Genomic DNA, 16,834 nt, shown 5'->3' on the forward strand with positions numbered 1-16,834 from the left:
GCCCGAAATAGACACAAATCCGTTTTCCCCGCCGCACGGCGGGGAAAACGGGCAGTCGGTCACACGCCGCGGCGCCTGATCGCCGCACCAATAAGGGCGGCAAACAGCGGATGCGGGCGGGTAGGACGGGATTTAAATTCAGGATGTGCCTGGCACCCCACATAGAAGGGATGCAGATCCCGGTCCAACTCCACATATTCCGCCAAAGCTCCGTCCGGCGAAACACCGCTCACGTGCAGACCGGCCTCGTCCAGCACATCACGGTAAGCGGCATTGAACTCATAGCGGTGGCGGTGGCGTTCCTGCACCTCCGACTCCCCGTAGGCTTCCTCCACAACCGATCCCGGCGAAAGAAATGCGCGGTAACTGCCCAGACGCATGCTTCCGCCCATATCGCCGTCGCCGTACAAAATTGCGTGCTGTTCTTCCATTGTGGAAATAACAGGATTTGGCGTATCGCGGTCAAATTCGGTTGACGAGGCATCCAGACCGAGAATGTTTCGTGCCGCCTCAATCACCATTGCCTGCATTCCCAGGCAGATTCCCAGTGTCGGCACTTTGTGTTCGCGGGCATAGCGCAGAGCTTCCAGCTTTCCTTCGATACCGCGGATACCAAACCCTCCGGGCACCAAAATCGCGTCCACGTTCCTCAGACGCGATTCCGTCTGCTCCGGATTGGCACACTCATCGGAACCGACCCAGTCTATTTCCACTTTCACCTGATGGTAAAAACCACCCGCGCGAAGAGCTTCCGCCACCGAAAGATAGGCGTCGTGAAGATCTATATATTTGCCTACCAGGGCCACGCGGATTTCTTCTTTCGGATGGTGCACGCGCTCCAGCAGACTGTCCCACGCGCTCCAGTCCACCTTGTGGGCCACCAGACGCAGACGGTTTATCGCCAGCTCGTCCAGACCCTGGTTATGGAGCACTTTCGGAATTTCATAGATGGAGGAACGGTCTTCGCACTGAATCACGCCCCTGCGCTCAATGCCGCACATCAGTGCCACTTTGTTTTTCACTTCATCGGGCAGGTCCCGGTCGCAGCGTAAAACAACGGCATCCGGCATAATTCCGATCGCCCGCAGCTGCGCCACGGAATGCTGGGTTGGCTTTGTTTTCAGTTCACCGCCGGCGGCAAGATAGGGAATCAGCGAAACGTGAATAAAAAACACGTTTTCCCGTCCGAGTTTCTGCGCAATCTGCCGCGCCGCTTCCAAAAACGGCTGCGACTCGATATCACCCACAGTGCCGCCGATCTCGGTAATTACCACATCGGGGACGCTGCCGTCCGCATCCGGGGCGGTCTGAGCCCTCATCCGGTCCATGATTTCCCCCGTGATGTGCGGAATCACCTGCACACATTCACCCAGGTACTCCCCTGCGCGTTCGCGCGCAAGAACGGTCGAATATACCTGGCCGGTCGTACTGTTGGCATCCCCTGTCAGGTTTTTGTCCAGGAAACGTTCATAGTGACCGATATCCAAATCGGTCTCCGCTCCGTCTTCCGTCACAAACACTTCACCGTGCTGGAAGGGGTTCATCGTACCCGGATCAACATTGATATACGGATCGAGTTTCTGCATTACCACCCGCAGACCGCGCTCAGTGAGCAGGCGGCCGAGAGATGAGGCTGTAAGTCCCTTTCCCAGGGAAGAGGCAACACCGCCGGTAACAAAAATCTGGCGGGTCGGCTGCGGAACGGAAGCGTGATTCTGCGATTCTGAGTTATCGCCCATGTTTTCTATCATGGAACTTCATTCTAGCAACGATCGTCGATTCTTGGCGGGAAAAACGCTGCGCAATGAAAGACGCCACACTGTTGGCGCTCCACGGAGGGACGCGCCGAATTTCCCCACAAAATCCCGGCTGATTTCCCACCCGGTTTCCCGGTCGAAAGCCGCAGGGAAACGCCCGCTAAATATCCCGAAAACTCCCTCCGGGGCAGGAGGCGGATCTGCGGACAATACGGATTTGGGGCCGCAGGGCACGCGCCCCCACAGCCCCAAACCGCCCGCAACTGAGAGCAGAGCTAATAAAACAACACTAAATGATAATCGATTCCGCGATTAAGCTGTCGATTCCGTACCGCGCGTTTTTGATCACGACGATACAGCTCTTCCGCTTCTTGGACATCAACGTAATCGGCTCACCGGCGTAAGCCCCCAGATGGAAAAGAAACGAATTCATTTCCTCGTCTTCCGTATCAATCCTTTTAATCTCGTAGGTTTTTCCAACCTCGGCATCAAGTAGAGTCATTTTCCCCTCAGTTACAGTGGCAGCGGCACGGTTTTTCTCCGTTTACCGCTTTGCTTTTGGACGAAGCACCGGAACGGACGCCGTTTCCTCCAACGGGCATGAGGGGGAAAGACGTGCGTGAGGCACAGTCGGACGCCAACCCCGGCCGCACTGTCCCGTTCTGCCGCAAAGCGCAGCTTTCTTCCACAGGGCAGCCGATACATTTCGCACCGGAACGGCGCTGGCGCACAATGTAGCGGATCGCGAAAAATGCTGCACCTACGGTAAACAGGGCGGCCAGCAGTGTGGGAATATCCATTGTTACCGCGCTCCCACAGTTCCCGCCTGCAGATGCAGGGCATACTTCTTCGCAAATCCCGCACGGATCTTAAACGAAATTGCGGTAATCACGGCCGCCATCACGATAATCGCGATCAGCCCCGGCAGGAACGCCTGCCCGAGATGTCCTTCGAAAATCAGCGTACCGATCTGGTAGGTAAAGAACGCAACCGTATACCCGGTGGAGAACTGCAGTCCGATTGCGCACCACAGCCATCCTTTGCTCTGCAATTCCGAATTCATGGCTCCGATGGCCGCAAAGCACGGAGGCGTGTACAGATTAAAGAAGAGATATGCCAGCGCCGTAACGGAAGTAAGGCCCATGGTAGCGGCGATATGGTTTGAACCGCCCACAATTGCCAGTTCGTCGGGATCGATGAACTTCGTCAGCGCGTACACCGAAGCAAGCGTACCGACCACATTTTCTTTCGCGATGAACCCCGTTACCGCGGCGGCGGCCAGCTGCCATGCACCGAATCCCAGAGGAATCATCAGCACGGCGAACGGCGAGGCAATGGAAGCAAGAATCGAAGTGTTTTCCATCCCCTCTTCCACTTCTTCAAAGTGCCAGTTGTAAGACTGCATCAGAGTGACCACCAGGTTGCAGACCAAAATAATCGTTGCGGCCTTGATAATATAGGCTTTTGCCCGCTCCAGCATCGACATTACCGCGCCCAACACGTTGGGCACCTTGTAATGCGGAAGTTCCATAATGAAGAAAGACTTGCGGAATTTATATCCCGTCACCGTTTTCACCAGCAGTGCGCCGAAGAAGATCAGCACCAGGCCAAGGAAATAGCACACCCAGCTTACCCAGCCCGAACCGGAGAAAAATGCTCCCGTAAAGAGCGCGATCACCGGGATCTTTGCGCCACAGGGGACGAAAGACGAAAGCATGGCCGTGGCTCTGCGCTCGCGTTCGTTACGGATTGTACGCGCGCTCATAATGCCGGGGATTGCGCAGCCTGTTGAAATTACGATCGGAATCACCGATTTTCCGGAGAGGCCGACGCGCTTGAAAATCGGATCCATGACCGCACTGACACGTGCCATGTAGCCGCAGTCTTCCAGCAGCGCAAGCAGGAAGTACATCACCATTACCAGGGGAAGGAAGCCGATCACGGCACCGACGCCGCCGATAATTCCATCGCAGACCACGGTGGTGAGCACAGCCGGACTGTTCTCCATTTTTCCGTTTACCCATTCCTGGAAATTATCGATCTGGCCGGTAAGCCAGTCGGCAATCGTCGGGCCGAGATATGTTTGCGCAATTGTGAAAATCGCCCACATCACAGCGGCGAAAATCGCGATTCCCGCGAATTTGTTCGTCACAACCAGGTCCAGCCTGTCCTGCCAGGTGACTTTGTGGGAATGCACTTCGCGCACTTCCACTTCGGAGACGATACCGTTTACGAAATCAAATCTCCTGCGGTCTTCGGCGTCCACTTCCTCTTTGTTCTGCAAATCAATTTCTGCCTGCAGATAAGGGGCTTTCTGTCCACCGCCGGCATTCTTCAGCGCCGCGGCAACAACTTCCCGCAGATCGCTGTGGTCCGAGTCGATGGAAACGGTCTTAATCACCGGGCAGTTCAGTTTTGCACCGAGCTTTTCGGCGTCGATTCCCGTATGCTCCCTGGCGTTTATATCGCTCTTGTTTAATGCCACAACTACGGGAATCCCCAGCTCCAGCAGCTGCGTGGTAAAAAACAGACTGCGCGAAAGATTGGTGGCGTCAATGATATTTACGATCACATCGGGCTGCGCTTTGCGCACATATTCGCTGGTGATACCTTCTTCGGGCGTGAACGGGGACATAGAATATGCCCCGGGCAGATCAACGGCGGTCACATCCGTGTCTGCGTGCGTGAACTCTTCTTTTAACGTGCCTTCTTTTCTTCCTACGGTAACGCCGCCCCAGTTCCCGACTTTTCCGCTGAGACCTGTGAGTGCGTTAAACATAGTGGTTTTTCCACTGTTAGGATTTCCGGCGAATGCAATCCTCATATTTCAATCCTTATTAATAACTGTCTCCTCCGCGGAGTTGGAGCATCCCGCGAAGGAGCGGACAACACTTTTGTTATAGGTTATGCTTGCCTTAAACATAGGGTCTCCATTATCTTGCCCGGCAAAAATGTTTTTTGGCAACACTATATTGATTCTCAGTTGCTATACCGCCGTTTTGCGCGGGTATTACACTCAGGCGCAATCTCGGTTCAAACCGCCCTTATTTTCGTTTTTACGAAAATTTATGTGCAGGGGCACGAATTATAAAATTGAAAAAAGTGTGATGTAAATCAAATAAAAATGTGTGTCGGAGATAATATAATATGCGGATACAGCGGCGGGTCCCGGCCTGAATAAAACCGGGACCCGCCGCTGTATCCGCATCGGAATGCCGTATTTTCCGAAATTCGGTTACTCCTCGTTCGGATCCAATTCCGCGTCTTTTGCCGTCGGATGCACCGTGCCCGCCACGTGATCCGGATCGGCGTAAAGCGTGTACAGTCTGAGCGGCACATCGCCGATATTCTTTACGTTGTGCCATTTGTCTGCCGGCACGAGAATCGCGTCGTCGTCCTTCACTTCTTTTTCAAACGTCAGGCTGTCTGCGGCGTCTCCCATCTGGCACAGACCTTTACCCTGCTCAATGCGCAGGAACTGATCGATTCCGTGATGCTGTTCAAGACCGATTTCCCCGCCTACGGGAATCGACATTACCGTCAGCTGGAGTTTCTTTCCCGTCCAGAGCGTGGTGCGGAAATTGGAGTTTTCCAAAGTTGTCTTTTCAATATCGACAACCCAGGGCTGCCGGCCTTTGTCGTCATACTGATGTGCGTATTCCATTTTGTTCTCCGTCTCTTCTTTTCGCCCAAATCCCGGCAGGCGCGCACCGCGCAGCCGGATATATTTTGGAACTGTTCAATTTACATTTTTATTATCCGTCTTTTTCGGGCGTTTGTCACCCATGGTTACCCTAAGAAGAAATTTGAATCAAGCCAAAAAAGCCTTTATTTACCTTGTATTTAGCCAAATGAAGCTCTCAGCGAAAAGAATGTATCTGCTATTTCACAAAGCAGTTCGGTATATACGGGATAAATAACGACGCCGTTTCGGCATAGATTTTCCCTTTTATCGCACAAGCGGGTCAGGAACGCCGTCTGCGGCGGTCACACAGAAGCCAGATCAAAGCGACAGCCAGCAGAATACCGGCCGAAGCATCATACGTGACCGCAAAACCGCCGTGGTCGATCAGCAGACCGGCCACCACCGGACCCAAAATCTGCCCGAAATCCCCCGCCTGCTGAAAAGTGGACACAACGGTTTCGCCCGCTCTGCCCCCGATGATATCCGCCACCGCGCCCTGCTGCGCAGGCTGAAGCAAACCGGTGCCGTAACCGGCGGCCAGACTCATTCCGAGCAAAATCCACGAATTGGTAACATTGCCCATTCCGACGGTAAAAATACCCGAAATAAACAGACCCCAGAGAATCAGTGGCCGCCTGCCGTAAATATCGGACCATTTCCCGCAGATCAGAAGCGCAATCCCGTTGCCGACCGCAAATGTGGCCAGCAGACCGCCCGCAAGCCACCCCGGAGCGTTTACGATCGAAGCCGCCAGCAGCGGGGCAACGGCCACGCGCACACCCATATTCGTCCAGCCGTGCGCAAAAGACACGATCAGAATCAGGCGGAAATAAAGCATCCGCAGCGCCTCGCGCACGGTGAAAATTTCACGCCCGGCAGCGGAAGATTCTTTTTCGCCCGCCCGGTGCGGCTTTTCGGACTTCTCCGCCCCGGCCGGCGGCGCATCCTCCGTATGGGAATCCGAATCCCGCGCCTCCCCCGATTTTTCAAAATCCGGGTGGCGGGGAATATTAAATTTCACGATAGACGCCGCACACAGCAAAAACACCCCGTATATCGCAAACGGCGGACGGAATCCCAAAGGAGCCAAAAACGCGCCGATTACCGGACCGATAATATGGCCGAGCAGAAAACCCGATCCGTACACCGCAGAGGCACGGCCGCGCGCGCCGGCAGGTGCCCAGCGGAAAATCAGCGACATCGCCGCCACCGAAAACGTGACCGAACCGATCCCGCCCATACCGCGGTAAACAAGAAGATGATAATAGTCGGTGGCAAAAAACGAAGAAAAGGAAGAAAGCGAAACAAGCAGAATACCGGTCATAAACATATTGCGTTCGCCGAACCGGCGCGACATCCATCCGGAAACCGGCGCAAAACTGAGACGCATAAACGCAAAAGCAGACACCACCAGCGTGGCGGCAAAATTTGAAACATCGAAGCTCTTTGCGAACTGCGGAATTACGGGAGCGACGATTCCGTATCCCAGCGCGATCGAAAACGCGGCACAGACCATCACCCAAATTTCACGGGGAAGCGACTCAGAATTCTTCTTCACAGATAATTTTTATCAGGATAAGCAGGCAAGAGAAAGGCAGTCTCAGAGAATAGGGCGAAAAGTAACCAATCAGACTGCCGGGGCGTACGCTGCGGGGAACAAAACCCGGCAGCACGAATACTATGGTGATGCGCGTTACAGAGATATAATGTGTACATGAGCATTCTTTACCGCGCCCCGCTCACCAGAATGGCGGACGGCACGCTGAAACAGATCAATCCGTTCTCCGACACCGAAGTCTGGACCGTCCCCGGACGGGCAAACCGCCCCCTGGAAGTGGACATCCCCAATCCCCGGCCCATAGATCCGCACGATTTGGGGCATCACTGCCCGTTTTGCACACAGCGCGTGCTGGAAACCCCGCCGGAAAAATCCCGGATCGTAAAGAAACACGACCGCGACGACGCGGTCATATACCATTCAACCGGTGTCGATATGCTCACCCGGGAATGGGAATTCCGCAGAATCCCGAATCTGTTTGAAATCGTTTCCTTTGAATACTGGGAAAAAAACTACGGATACACACTTTCCCGCGAGGCGCGCGCCCGAATGGACTCCTATCTCGCAGACCCGGCGGGCAAGGCGCACGTGTGGGGTGTGCTCTGCCAAAAATTCAAATCGTCCATGAGCCCCGGGCAGTGGGACGCACTTGGGGACGGCGAACGCGCCCGTCTGGCCCCCGGCCTGTTCGGATCGGGGCATGATCTGATCGTGGCCCGACGCCATTTCACAGACGGCGCGCAGGACACCTCACAGCTGGCATCTTCCGGCACACTCACGCCCCAGGAGCACGAATGGTATATCCGCCTCACGGTAGAGGCAATGCGCGACCTTTACCAAACCAACAGATACGCAAAATATGTGCAGGTGTTTCAAAACTGGCTCAAACCGGCAGGAGCCTCCTTTGACCATCTGCACAAACAGCTTGTGGCAATCGACCAGCGCTCGGTAGGCGGCAGACTGGAAGTAAAAAAGGTCCGTGAAAACCCGAATCTGTATAACGAAGCGGGAGTGGACTACGCCGGCTTCCACAATCTGACGGTAGCGGAAAACAAATACGCCGTGGCGATCGCCGGTTTTGGGCACCGGTATCCCACGCTCGAAGTCTGGTCGCGCTCGGCACACTGCCAGCCCTGGGAGCATACCCCGGAAGAGCTGCGGGGAATGTCGGACCTGGTTCACGCCATGCACGCCGCCACGGGTCCGCTCGTACCGTGCAACGAGGAATGGTACTGCAAACCGATCGACGCCGACGTCAATATGCCCTGGAAAGTCCTGCTCAAATGGCGCGTCTCCACACTTGCCGGATTCGAGGGGGGCACAAAGATATATGTGAACACCATCGACCCCTGGATGCTGCGCGACAGAGTAGTCCCCAAGCTTCTGGAGCTGCGCGCTGAGGGACGCATCGCCCAAAATATCAACATCGCCACGGAATGCTCGTGCAAAGTCAATTCGCTGAAATACAACCGCGCCCTGCAGTAGATGCGCGCCGCGGCAGGCAGGCGGCACTCACAGCGGCGAAATGACGCCGTTTTTCATCGTTACCGTTCTGTCGGCGACGGTATGCGCCTCTTCTTCGTCGTGCGTTACAAAAATCGCGGTGGTATGCGTGTTTTTAATAATTTTCCGCAGATCGACGGCGAGCGTTTCGCGCAGCCTGCGGTCCAGCGCCGAAAGCGGCTCGTCCAGCAGCAGAATCTGCGGCTCGGGAGCCAAAGAACGCGCAAGGGCAACCCGCTGCGCCTGACCGCCGGAAAGCGTGGATGGGGAGCGGTCGGCATAGTCCCCCAACTGCACCAATTCCAGGAGAGACAGCACCCGTGCGCGTATTTCGGCGCGCGGCATATGCCGCATTTCCAGGCCGTAGCTTACGTTGCGAAACACATTCCGGTGGGGAAAGAGCTGTCCGTCCTGAAAAACCATACCGATATTGCGCTTATGCACGGGCACATCCGTAACGTCTTTTCCCGAAACAAGGATTACACCCGCCGTAACACGCTCCAGGCCCGCAACAGCACGCAGCAGCGTAGATTTTCCGCACCCGGAAGGACCGAGAAGAGCCACCGTTTCGCCCGTACGCACCTTCAGGCAGGCGCCGCGCACGGCACGGAATCCGTTCGGATAAGTGACATCGACATTGTTTACTTCCAGCTTTAATTCCGTCATCGGCTTCTCTTTTCTTTTGCGTCACGCGCCGAGCACATTTCGGCAAGCATCATCGTTCCCGCCGTCACAACGGCAAGCACCACCGCGCCTGCCAAAGCCATTCCGTAGTTGTGTTTTCCCGGATGCGCCAGCAGTTTTACGATTGTAACCGGAAGTGTCTGATACGCCGGATTTGCCAGGAACGACGTGGCGCCGAATTCGCCGAGCGAAACCGCAAAGGCGAAACCCGTTGCCAGGCCCAGGCCGCGAAACATGAACGGCAGATCCACCGTGCGGACAATCTGTCCGGAAGAGGCCCCCAAAGTGGCGGCCGCTTCGCGCATCCGCGGATCAATGGCACGCAGCAGGGGAACCAGGGCACGGATAAACAGCGGCAGCGCCACAACCGACTGGGCGAGCGGAACAAACATCGGAGAGTCCCCCACGGCCGTGCCCGCGAAAGTAAGCAGAAAACCAAAGCCCACAGTCACGGTGGACACACCGGCCGGAAGAAGAACCAATCCGTCGAGAATCTTTTGACAGCGCGCCAAAACACCCGTAACCCGATGCGAAAGAACCAAAGTGAGAGGCACTCCCACCAGCAGTGTTACGCAGGTGGCATCGAGGGCGATCTTCACCGAATGGACGAGGGCTTCCGCCACCGGAGTACCGGCCACAAAATCTTTGGTTGTCTGACCCAAAGAACGGTAATAATACAGACTCCACTGCCCGTTTTCCCGCAGCGAGCGCAAAACAAGCGTGGCGAGCGGAAGAGCCACAAAAACCACAGTGAGCAGGGTGAGAAACATGGCCGGGCAGTCCTGCCTGCGCACGCTGCGGTAGGGACGGCGGCGCACCTTCAGCGCCGTCTCGGTCCGCTCCGAAAGGGAAGTGGTCACAACCAGTGTGCAAAACACCAGCACGAACTGCAGCAGACTGAAAATTGCCGCCCGGTCCAAATTAAAATATGCCACCGTCTGCGTATAGATTTCGGTTTCCAGTGTGCCGTACCCGGGATTTCCCAGAGTGGTCACAATTCCGTAGGCTGTGGAACAGTAAAGAAAAACAAGACCCGCGCCGGCTGCGGCAGCCGGCATGAGCTGTGGCAGCGTCACCGTGAAAAAAGCGCGCGCGGGCGAAGCGCCGAGAGTGCGGGCGGCAAGAGACGGACGCGGATCCAGATTTGCCCACATTGTGCCGACCGTGCGGGCAATCACGGAAAAGTTAAAAAACACCATTGCGACCACAATCGCCCGGGTGGTTCCGGCCAGACCGAGGAAAGCAAAGGGTCCGTCAAAAAGAGCACGGAAAGCGATGCCGACCACCACAGTGGGAAGCACAAACGGAACGGTGATAATTCCCCGCAAAAGCTGCCTTCCCGGAAAATCCAGGCAATAAAGCGTGTATGCCCCGGGAATACCGAGAATCACGGAGAAAACCGTTCCGGCCAGGGCCATTCGCAGCGTCTGCAGAATAATCTGCCATGTGTTTTTATCGCCCAGCACATCGGCCACGCCGCCGAGAAAGGAATCTTCGGAAGCGCCTACGCCGGTGACCGTAATTCCCTTAACAAGCATCGAGCCGATCGGAAAAAGAAAAAAATACGCAAGGAAGGCCAGGGGCAGCGCAACCGCCGCACCCCAGCCTACCCTGTGTATGATTTTCACTGCTTTGATTCTTGACCCTGTAAACGCACTGTCTTAATACGTTTACTTTGCCGCGCCCTTATAGATTTCGGACCACGCCTTCAGCCACGCTTCGCGGTTTTCGGCGGCTTTCTTCATGTCTACGGGGACTGTCTTTTCCGGAAGAGGCGCATATTTCGCCCAATCCTCGGGGAGCTTTACGTCCTTCAGGATCGGATAGACATACATCTGGTCCGGAATGGTTTTCTGCACATCTTTGGACACAAGGAAGTCAATAAACTTCTTCGCGCCTTCGGCGTTCTTCGCACCCTTCACCACACCGGCGTATTCAATCTGCGTTACACAGGTAGAATTGACGGAGTTGGTTGCGCCTTTCGCGTAAGCCGGCGAAGAGGAATAGCTCAGCACAACCGGATATGCCCCTTTTCCGTCTCCAGCGGAGAAATCCACATTATAGGCATTTTCCCAGCCGTCATCGACTTTTGCGCCGTTGGCAAGGAGATCCTTCCAGTATTTCTGCCAGCCGTCGTCGCCGAATTTAGCCACCGTGGCAGCCAGGAAAGCGAAGCCCGGGGTAGACGTTTTCGGATCGGTGAGCACGGTGGTACCTTTGTACTCGGGCTTCAGGAGATCCTCAAACCCGGCCGGTTCGGCAAGCCCTTTCTTCTTAAACCATGCTTTGTCGGTGTTCAGGCAGACATCGCCGCGGTCAATCGGTGTGAGCTTTTTGTCTACGATAAATTCGGACTCAAACCCGGCAGGCACATATTCGGATGCCAGATTTTCTTTGATAACGTCCGCCGCCTGGAAAGAATCAATTCCGAAGAAAGCGTCTGCCGTGGGGTGATCCTTGTTCAGACGCAGATTGTTGATTACCGTTCCGTCGCCGGCCGGCACGGTTTTCACTTTAAGACCGGTTTTTTCGGTAAAACGCTTCAGATCGGCTTTGTCCACGTGGAACGAGTCATGCGTGACGACGGTAACGGTGCCGCCCGCAGCCGAATCGGCTTTCTTCTGATCTGCCGCCGAGCAGCCGGCCAGCAGCAGTGCAGCCACGGATGCGACGGCAAGTGTCTTGTGCAAAATTTTCACAATACCTCCAAGTTGAAATGTTTGGAGGGGGTGTACACAGTATTGTGTGGCAAATACTGCCTGTATCTGCCACACAATAACAGCACACGGAGAGAAACTCGACTCCCTTCGCCGGCATTGTCCGGAGCAGGTTCGAGGGTCTGCGTAATGCACTCTCAGCGCCGAAGCGCTCCCCTGTCGGTACTCAAATTATACACATCACACGGTCCGTTTTAACAAATCTGTTTGCTACTGGTGGTTGCATATATTTTCACACCTGTTTTCCGAAAGGAAATATTTTCCGCAGAACTTATTTTCCGCAGGTCTTCCCGCACCCCAAAGACTTCCCGCGCCGGCGTCCTCCGGCGGGCGCGAACCGGGAAAAAGCCGCTTTTCGCTGCACACATCCGGATACCGCGCCGTTGAGCAGAACTGTCAGGACGCCGAAAACAACCGTCCGGAGAACACGGCTCTGCCCGCCCTCTGCGGCGCGCACCGCAGATTTTCCGCTGCCCGGAAACGCACGGCAAAACAGTTCGGTGAGCTGCCGCGCTGCCAGTCCCACGGCCGCGCTGAGCATAAGCCTGCCAATCTTTCGAAACAGAAACATTTTCCCTCCCGTCCGTATGCGCGGACACAGATTTTAATTCCGCCTTATCTGCCGCGGCGAAGCGCAGACGTCAGAGTTTGCGCGAAGTGTCCACGCGGTGAAAATTCAGATGCGAACGCGATGCGGTAGGCCCGCGCTGCCCCTGATAACGCGAATGTGTTGCCCCTTTGCCGTACGGACGCTCCGCAGGCGAGGAAAGCCCGAAGAAACAGAACTGCCCCACTTTCATTCCCGCATAGAGTTTAATCGGCAGTGTGGACGTGTTCGACAGCTCCAACGTGACGTGCCCGGAAAAACCGGGGTCGATAAACCCGGCCGTGGAGTGCGTCAGCAGACCCAAACGCCCCAGTGAGCTCTTGCCTTCCAGCCGGGCGGCAACATCGTCGCCCAGAGTAATCAGCTCGAACGTGGAACCCAGTACAAACTCCCCCGGGTGCAGCACAAACGCGCCGTCCGCCGGGATTTCCGTCAGCACGGTGAGATCATCCTGCGCGAGCGCGGGGTCAATAACTTCATATTTATGATTATTGAACAGACGAAAATAACGGTCGAGATGAATATCCACCGAGGAAGGCTGGACCATCTGCGGATCCCACGGATCGATCCGGATCTTTCCCGCAGCAACAAATTCGCAAATATCGCGGTCTGAAAGTAACACGCTATTATTCTTTCACGTTTTCCGCCCGCTGCCAATTTTACGCAGATGCCCGGATCCCCGTGTGCCGATTTCCGCAAATGCGTAGGCGGCAGCCGGATGCGCCTGCGGCGGACGGCAAAGCGGGACGCGGCAAATGAGTGCAGCGGCCCGTGTGTTTGGCGAAACGAAAAATAATGCGTACAATAGGAGTCTGTAAAGCCGGTTGCGGCGTGTGCCGCGCTGCCGGCGCAGCCCTGCGGGTGTAGTTCATCGGTAGAATGGCAGCTTCCCAAGCTGCAGAGGCGGGTTCGACTCCCGTCACCCGCTCCGCTTAGACTTCGATTTGATAAGTACCCTTTTGCGTTAGCGAGTATCGCTTAGGGGCGTGAAAAATAGTTTGCGTTAACGGGTTTGGGTTTTAGTCAAGTTCTACTCTGTTGTATACGTAGGTGGCGGTGAAAAGCAGCGTAATGATTAGCAATAGGCTGCTGGTGATTGGCCAGACCCAAGGCGCCTCGAGTGTGTCTTGAGCGAGGTTGTTGATTATGGGGGAGAGGCCAAGGGGAGTTTTGTTGCCCTCCTGGATAAATATCGCTGACATCGTTATTAGTAGGTAGGCTCCGAATCCAGCCGCAAGGGGCATGCCGATGCCTGGTTTAAAAGTGGCTGCGACCGTTTGTATAGCGTGAATGAGAATGATTTGTAGCGCCCATACCAAACTAGCCAATATTATCGGGGCGGGATTAGCGCCTGGGAATAACAGTGATGTTCCAGCCCAAGCCAGGGCAGCGCTGAAGACGGCAAGGAATAGGGTAGATAGCCAGCTGCTGACAGCAAAGCTGATGAGGTAGTGTGAGCGCTGCACGCTACCAGGGAAAATAAAAGGAATGTCACCATTGCCGGTAAGCACGCTGCAACGAAAAGAGTTCATTGCAACAAGGATTACGGTAAGAATTTGGGTAAGGTTCTTTATCCATCCCGCGTAGGCTTGCTGCCAGGAAGGTTCCGGTAGTGACTGTATTAGCGTGGTTACTTCTGATCCGGCCAGAAATCTGATGATTCGCGGCGTGTATTGGGTAAACAATCCTTGGGTGAGAGCAAGGATAACGAATACCCCGCCTATAATCCATGTGCCATAGGAGCGTAGGAGCCAGACAGCTTGATAGCGCCAGATCAATCTGAAACTCGAGGTATTCACGATTTTTTACCGCCGTCCTTAGTTAGTTTGGTGAAAAGTTCATCTAAGCCGCTAAAGGTGGGGTGAATCTTTGCGGCAGAATCGAGGCTATAGATAGCCTTAGCCACGGCGGTGGCAACGTCTGCACGCACCGTGACATCAAGGGTAACGTGTTTAGTTTGCTGATTGACCAGCTCGCCTAACTGTCCTTGAGCTAGCAGGCTACCGCGATGCAAGATCCCCACGTGGGTAGAGACTTTAGCGACATCGCTGAGGATGTGGGAGGAAAATACTATCGTTACCTGCCCGGTTAACTCGCGTAGTAGCGCCAGAACATCTGCTCGCCCGATCGGGTCAAGAGCGCTGGTTGGTTCGTCTATCAGTAGTAGTTTCGGGGCAGTAACGAGTGCTGCTGCTATTCCCATCCGTTGCTTCATGCCTCTAGAAAAGGAGCCGATTCTTCCGGGGGCTTTGTCGAGGTTAACCAGATTGAGTAGTTCGTCGCTTCTTTCGGCTGCCAGGTCTGGGGAGATTCCACCAAGGCGGGCGAGAGTGATGAGCGCATCCTTGGCTCTAAGCCAGGGGCTAATCTGGGGGACATCAGTCAGGTAAGACACGCCAGGGATCGGTTTGACCGGAAGTTTGCCCCGGCTAACTCCCAGCACGGTGGCGCTGCCACTACTGGCTCCGGCCAGTCCTGCAAGGATCCTCATGGTGGTGGTTTTGCCAGCTCCGTTCGCTCCCACAAACCCATAACAGGAGCCGGTAGGAACTCGAAGGTTTATGTTGGTTAGTACTTGGTGTTTACCGAAGGTTTTGGATAAATCTTTAGTGCAGACTGCTAAATCCATGTTCATTCCTTCGGATATAGCTTGCTTACCACTGAACTCGCATCAACCCGGTGATGCTTGGCTGTAGCTTTCTGTTCATATTCACGCTGTACCTTAAACTGTCTTTGTTCGTTAAAGTACATAACCAAAAAGACGATTGGCCCAATCACTTGGCCAAAGAGGATAACCAAGAGCCACACTAGGCGATTTAAACCGGCAATGTGAGTTCGCTTATCGCGCAGCAAGCAAATCAAAGACCAGACCACCGCTATCAGTTGCACTCCTATAAGGATGCAAACTCCTATTAATGCCGGGGTCGGCAAATCCAACAGTTTATCTATAGGGTTCATTACTTGTCTCCTGAATTGTGTAGCCGGGTTTTTACCCTGGCTAACGCGGTTTTCACATAAGCGAGTTGGCAAGCGCCAGCAACGAGGGGCCATAAAGCAACAATGGGCACCATCAACCGGCGGTTCATTTCCTGCTTGTCGCCAGCCCGGCGCATTGCTGCAAGCCAGGCTATGGACATGGCTTCAACGCCCATCAGATCCGCCTGATTGGCCAAACGCACGGCATCTTCGGATTCTGGGTCATCGCGTCGAAAGACCTGTGGCGCTAGTGCGGCAACGGTCGTTAAAACCACTGGAGCTAGCGCAGCCTGTCTGCCGGTAATAAATCTTTGGGATCCTCCGCGTGTTGAGCGCTGGAGGAGAACCTGCTCCTTGCGGCTGAGCAGTACCGCCAAGAACGCAACCCCAATCCCACCGGCGATAGTGGTGAGCTTAATGCCGCGCTTTAGACGCGTGGGGACATAGCTAGCCAAGTCCGGTAGAGAATCATCGGGCCGAATTAGCCCTAAACGCACACCAACAGCACCCAGATTAATGTCCCAACCCAGTCCGTATTTTCGAGGAATGAACAAGCGCGGATTCTCTGGTTCAAAACCATCCAACGCAGCATCAGAGCGCCCCAACCACAGCCCGGAGACAGGTATCCCCAAAACTCGCGCCTGCCCCTCTGCGTCCTTACCGAACCACTTCATTACCGTATTCCTTTCTGTGTTGTTCGCTTCACAGCACAATCAAGCGCCTCCCACTCGCGGCGCATCTGCAATAAGCGATTCTTCCCAGGGTTTGCGAGCTTATAAATCTTCCTCGGTGGCCCTACCGGAGACTCCTGCCAAGCCGTAACTACCAACCCTGATTTACGTAGTCGCGCGAGCAGCGGATATAACGTACCCGTAGAAATCTCCAATCCCGCTTCCTCGCGAAAACGCTCTACAAGCTGCCCCCCGTAAGAAGGACGAGACGAAAGTAATCCAAGGACAATCAGTTCAACCGCACCCTTGCGTAACTGTGACTCAGACACAACCCCTCCTTGCTTAACCATGTTCCTTGCATAACATACTACCGCGTACCCAAAGATCAAGCAACTACTATTTGCTAGGATGTCAGGTCTGATAAGTACCCTTTTGAGCCGGCGGTATCGCTTAGGGGTGTGAAAAATAGTTTGCGTTAGCGGTGCCGGTTTAAGTCCGGTGTTCAGGGCGTTCCATCGGCAGGCCCGGAAGTGTTCGGGAGTTTGCCAACCCGGTTGGGAGTATGAACAACTTTACCTTTCGTGATTTTCCGGAAAACCTTGTTGCCCCCGGACCGTAAGGCATGTGACACACCTGAGACACTATATGGCGCCGTGTTTCAATACTGTTCAGATAT

General features: G+C 54.9%; 17 protein-coding genes, 1 tRNA gene and 1 riboswitch. Of the genes, 2 read left to right on the forward strand and 16 right to left on the reverse strand.

Features of this window, described 5'->3' with window-relative positions:
- Window positions 1-59 precede the first annotated feature (59 nt).
- From HMPREF1631_RS04685 to HMPREF1631_RS04710, 6 genes are all read right to left on the reverse strand, one after another.
- Complete coding sequence (locus HMPREF1631_RS04685; RefSeq protein ID WP_156956234.1) at window positions 60-1,739, reverse strand: CTP synthase; 1,680 nt, start codon at window positions 1,737-1,739, stop codon at window positions 60-62.
- A 307-nt stretch (window positions 1,740-2,046) separates the two neighbouring features.
- A complete protein-coding gene (locus tag HMPREF1631_RS04690; RefSeq protein ID WP_034232996.1) occupies window positions 2,047-2,259 on the reverse strand; it encodes a FeoA family protein in 213 nt (70 codons plus the stop codon).
- A 7-nt stretch (window positions 2,260-2,266) separates the two neighbouring features.
- Window positions 2,267-2,557, reverse strand: a complete 291-nt coding sequence (locus HMPREF1631_RS04695) for a hypothetical protein (protein WP_034232997.1) — start codon at window positions 2,555-2,557, stop codon at window positions 2,267-2,269.
- Window positions 2,558-2,559: 2 nt separating this feature from the next.
- Entirely contained in the window at window positions 2,560-4,581 is a 2,022-nt protein-coding gene (locus HMPREF1631_RS04700) for a ferrous iron transporter B (protein ID WP_034232999.1), read from the reverse strand.
- Between the two features lie 411 nt (window positions 4,582-4,992).
- Entirely contained in the window at window positions 4,993-5,421 is a 429-nt protein-coding gene (locus tag HMPREF1631_RS04705) for a cupin domain-containing protein (RefSeq protein WP_034233001.1), read from the reverse strand.
- Between the two features lie 301 nt (window positions 5,422-5,722).
- Window positions 5,723-7,000: an MFS transporter gene (locus HMPREF1631_RS04710; protein ID WP_156956235.1), complete on the reverse strand. Its 1,278-nt coding sequence runs from the start codon at window positions 6,998-7,000 to the stop codon at window positions 5,723-5,725.
- A 156-nt stretch (window positions 7,001-7,156) separates the two neighbouring features.
- Between HMPREF1631_RS04710 and HMPREF1631_RS04715 the strand changes: the two genes are divergently transcribed.
- A complete protein-coding gene (locus HMPREF1631_RS04715; RefSeq protein WP_034233004.1) occupies window positions 7,157-8,485 on the forward strand; it encodes a DUF4921 family protein in 1,329 nt (442 codons plus the stop codon).
- Between the two features lie 27 nt (window positions 8,486-8,512).
- Here the strand turns inward: HMPREF1631_RS04715 and HMPREF1631_RS04720 are convergent, their stop codons facing one another.
- The 5 genes from HMPREF1631_RS04720 to dcd form a co-directional block, all read right to left on the reverse strand.
- Window positions 8,513-9,169, reverse strand: a complete 657-nt coding sequence (locus HMPREF1631_RS04720; RefSeq protein WP_034233013.1) for an ABC transporter ATP-binding protein — start codon at window positions 9,167-9,169, stop codon at window positions 8,513-8,515.
- The gene (locus HMPREF1631_RS04725; protein WP_198017375.1) at window positions 9,166-10,815 is read right to left on the reverse strand and encodes an iron ABC transporter permease; all 1,650 of its coding nucleotides are present in this window, start codon (window positions 10,813-10,815) and stop codon (window positions 9,166-9,168) included. Before HMPREF1631_RS04725 ends, HMPREF1631_RS04720 begins: the two co-directional genes overlap by 4 nt.
- A gap of 42 nt (window positions 10,816-10,857) precedes the next feature.
- Window positions 10,858-11,886 (reverse strand): thiamine ABC transporter substrate binding subunit, encoded by a 1,029-nt coding sequence (locus HMPREF1631_RS04730; protein ID WP_052047107.1) that lies wholly within the window; start codon window positions 11,884-11,886, stop codon window positions 10,858-10,860.
- A gap of 86 nt (window positions 11,887-11,972) precedes the next feature.
- Window positions 11,973-12,072: riboswitch (TPP riboswitch) on the reverse strand.
- A 103-nt stretch (window positions 12,073-12,175) separates the two neighbouring features.
- Window positions 12,176-12,475, reverse strand: coding sequence for a hypothetical protein (locus HMPREF1631_RS04735; RefSeq protein ID WP_156956236.1), 300 nt, complete (start codon window positions 12,473-12,475; stop codon window positions 12,176-12,178).
- A gap of 70 nt (window positions 12,476-12,545) precedes the next feature.
- Entirely contained in the window at window positions 12,546-13,133 is a 588-nt protein-coding gene (gene dcd, locus HMPREF1631_RS04740) for a dCTP deaminase (protein WP_034233017.1), read from the reverse strand.
- Between the two features lie 235 nt (window positions 13,134-13,368).
- On the opposite strand from dcd, the gene HMPREF1631_RS04750 reads away from it, so the two are divergent.
- Window positions 13,369-13,439: transfer RNA gene (locus HMPREF1631_RS04750), tRNA-Gly, on the forward strand.
- A gap of 91 nt (window positions 13,440-13,530) precedes the next feature.
- Here the strand turns inward: HMPREF1631_RS04750 and HMPREF1631_RS04755 are convergent.
- The 5 genes from HMPREF1631_RS04755 to HMPREF1631_RS04775 are packed head-to-tail and all read right to left on the reverse strand — an operon-like array spanning window position 13,531 to window position 16,508.
- Window positions 13,531-14,310: a hypothetical protein gene (locus tag HMPREF1631_RS04755; protein WP_034233021.1), complete on the reverse strand. Its 780-nt coding sequence runs from the start codon at window positions 14,308-14,310 to the stop codon at window positions 13,531-13,533.
- Window positions 14,307-15,140 carry an ABC transporter ATP-binding protein gene (locus HMPREF1631_RS04760; protein ID WP_034233023.1) on the reverse strand — a complete coding sequence of 278 codons (834 nt, stop codon included), beginning with the start codon at window positions 15,138-15,140 and terminating at the stop codon, window positions 14,307-14,309. Before HMPREF1631_RS04760 ends, HMPREF1631_RS04755 begins: the two co-directional genes overlap by 4 nt.
- 2 nt (window positions 15,141-15,142) lie before the next feature.
- Window positions 15,143-15,469: a PLD nuclease N-terminal domain-containing protein gene (locus tag HMPREF1631_RS04765; RefSeq protein WP_034233025.1), complete on the reverse strand. Its 327-nt coding sequence runs from the start codon at window positions 15,467-15,469 to the stop codon at window positions 15,143-15,145.
- A complete protein-coding gene (locus HMPREF1631_RS04770; RefSeq protein ID WP_034233027.1) occupies window positions 15,469-16,161 on the reverse strand; it encodes a DUF5808 domain-containing protein in 693 nt (230 codons plus the stop codon). Before HMPREF1631_RS04770 ends, HMPREF1631_RS04765 begins: the two co-directional genes overlap by 1 nt.
- Complete coding sequence (locus HMPREF1631_RS04775; RefSeq protein WP_232215434.1) at window positions 16,161-16,508, reverse strand: PadR family transcriptional regulator; 348 nt, start codon at window positions 16,506-16,508, stop codon at window positions 16,161-16,163. The genes HMPREF1631_RS04770 and HMPREF1631_RS04775 overlap by 1 nt, the downstream gene beginning before the upstream one ends.
- Between the last annotated feature and the right edge of the window lie 326 nt (window positions 16,509-16,834).

Origin of the sequence: Arcanobacterium sp. S3PF19 (assembly GCF_000758825.1) — a bacterium.
Classification (GTDB): domain Bacteria; phylum Actinomycetota; class Actinomycetes; order Actinomycetales; family Actinomycetaceae; genus Arcanobacterium_A.

Coding starts and splice junctions, on each gene's coding strand:
- HMPREF1631_RS04685 (WP_156956234.1), bottom strand. CDS start 1,739: ATGGGCGATAACTCAGAATCGCAGAATCACGCTTCCGTTCCGCAGCCG.
- HMPREF1631_RS04690 (WP_034232996.1), bottom strand. CDS start 2,259: ATGACTCTACTTGATGCCGAGGTTGGAAAAACCTACGAGATTAAAAGG.
- HMPREF1631_RS04695 (WP_034232997.1), bottom strand. CDS start 2,557: ATGGATATTCCCACACTGCTGGCCGCCCTGTTTACCGTAGGTGCAGCA.
- HMPREF1631_RS04700 (WP_034232999.1), bottom strand. CDS start 4,581: ATGAGGATTGCATTCGCCGGAAATCCTAACAGTGGAAAAACCACTATG.
- HMPREF1631_RS04705 (WP_034233001.1), bottom strand. CDS start 5,421: ATGGAATACGCACATCAGTATGACGACAAAGGCCGGCAGCCCTGGGTT.
- HMPREF1631_RS04715 (WP_034233004.1), top strand. CDS start 7,157: ATGAGCATTCTTTACCGCGCCCCGCTCACCAGAATGGCGGACGGCACG.
- HMPREF1631_RS04720 (WP_034233013.1), bottom strand. CDS start 9,169: ATGACGGAATTAAAGCTGGAAGTAAACAATGTCGATGTCACTTATCCG.
- HMPREF1631_RS04735 (WP_156956236.1), bottom strand. CDS start 12,475: ATGTTTCTGTTTCGAAAGATTGGCAGGCTTATGCTCAGCGCGGCCGTG.
- HMPREF1631_RS04760 (WP_034233023.1), bottom strand. CDS start 15,140: ATGGATTTAGCAGTCTGCACTAAAGATTTATCCAAAACCTTCGGTAAA.
- HMPREF1631_RS04765 (WP_034233025.1), bottom strand. CDS start 15,469: ATGAACCCTATAGATAAACTGTTGGATTTGCCGACCCCGGCATTAATA.
- HMPREF1631_RS04770 (WP_034233027.1), bottom strand. CDS start 16,161: ATGAAGTGGTTCGGTAAGGACGCAGAGGGGCAGGCGCGAGTTTTGGGG.
- HMPREF1631_RS04775 (WP_232215434.1), bottom strand. CDS start 16,508: ATGGTTAAGCAAGGAGGGGTTGTGTCTGAGTCACAGTTACGCAAGGGT.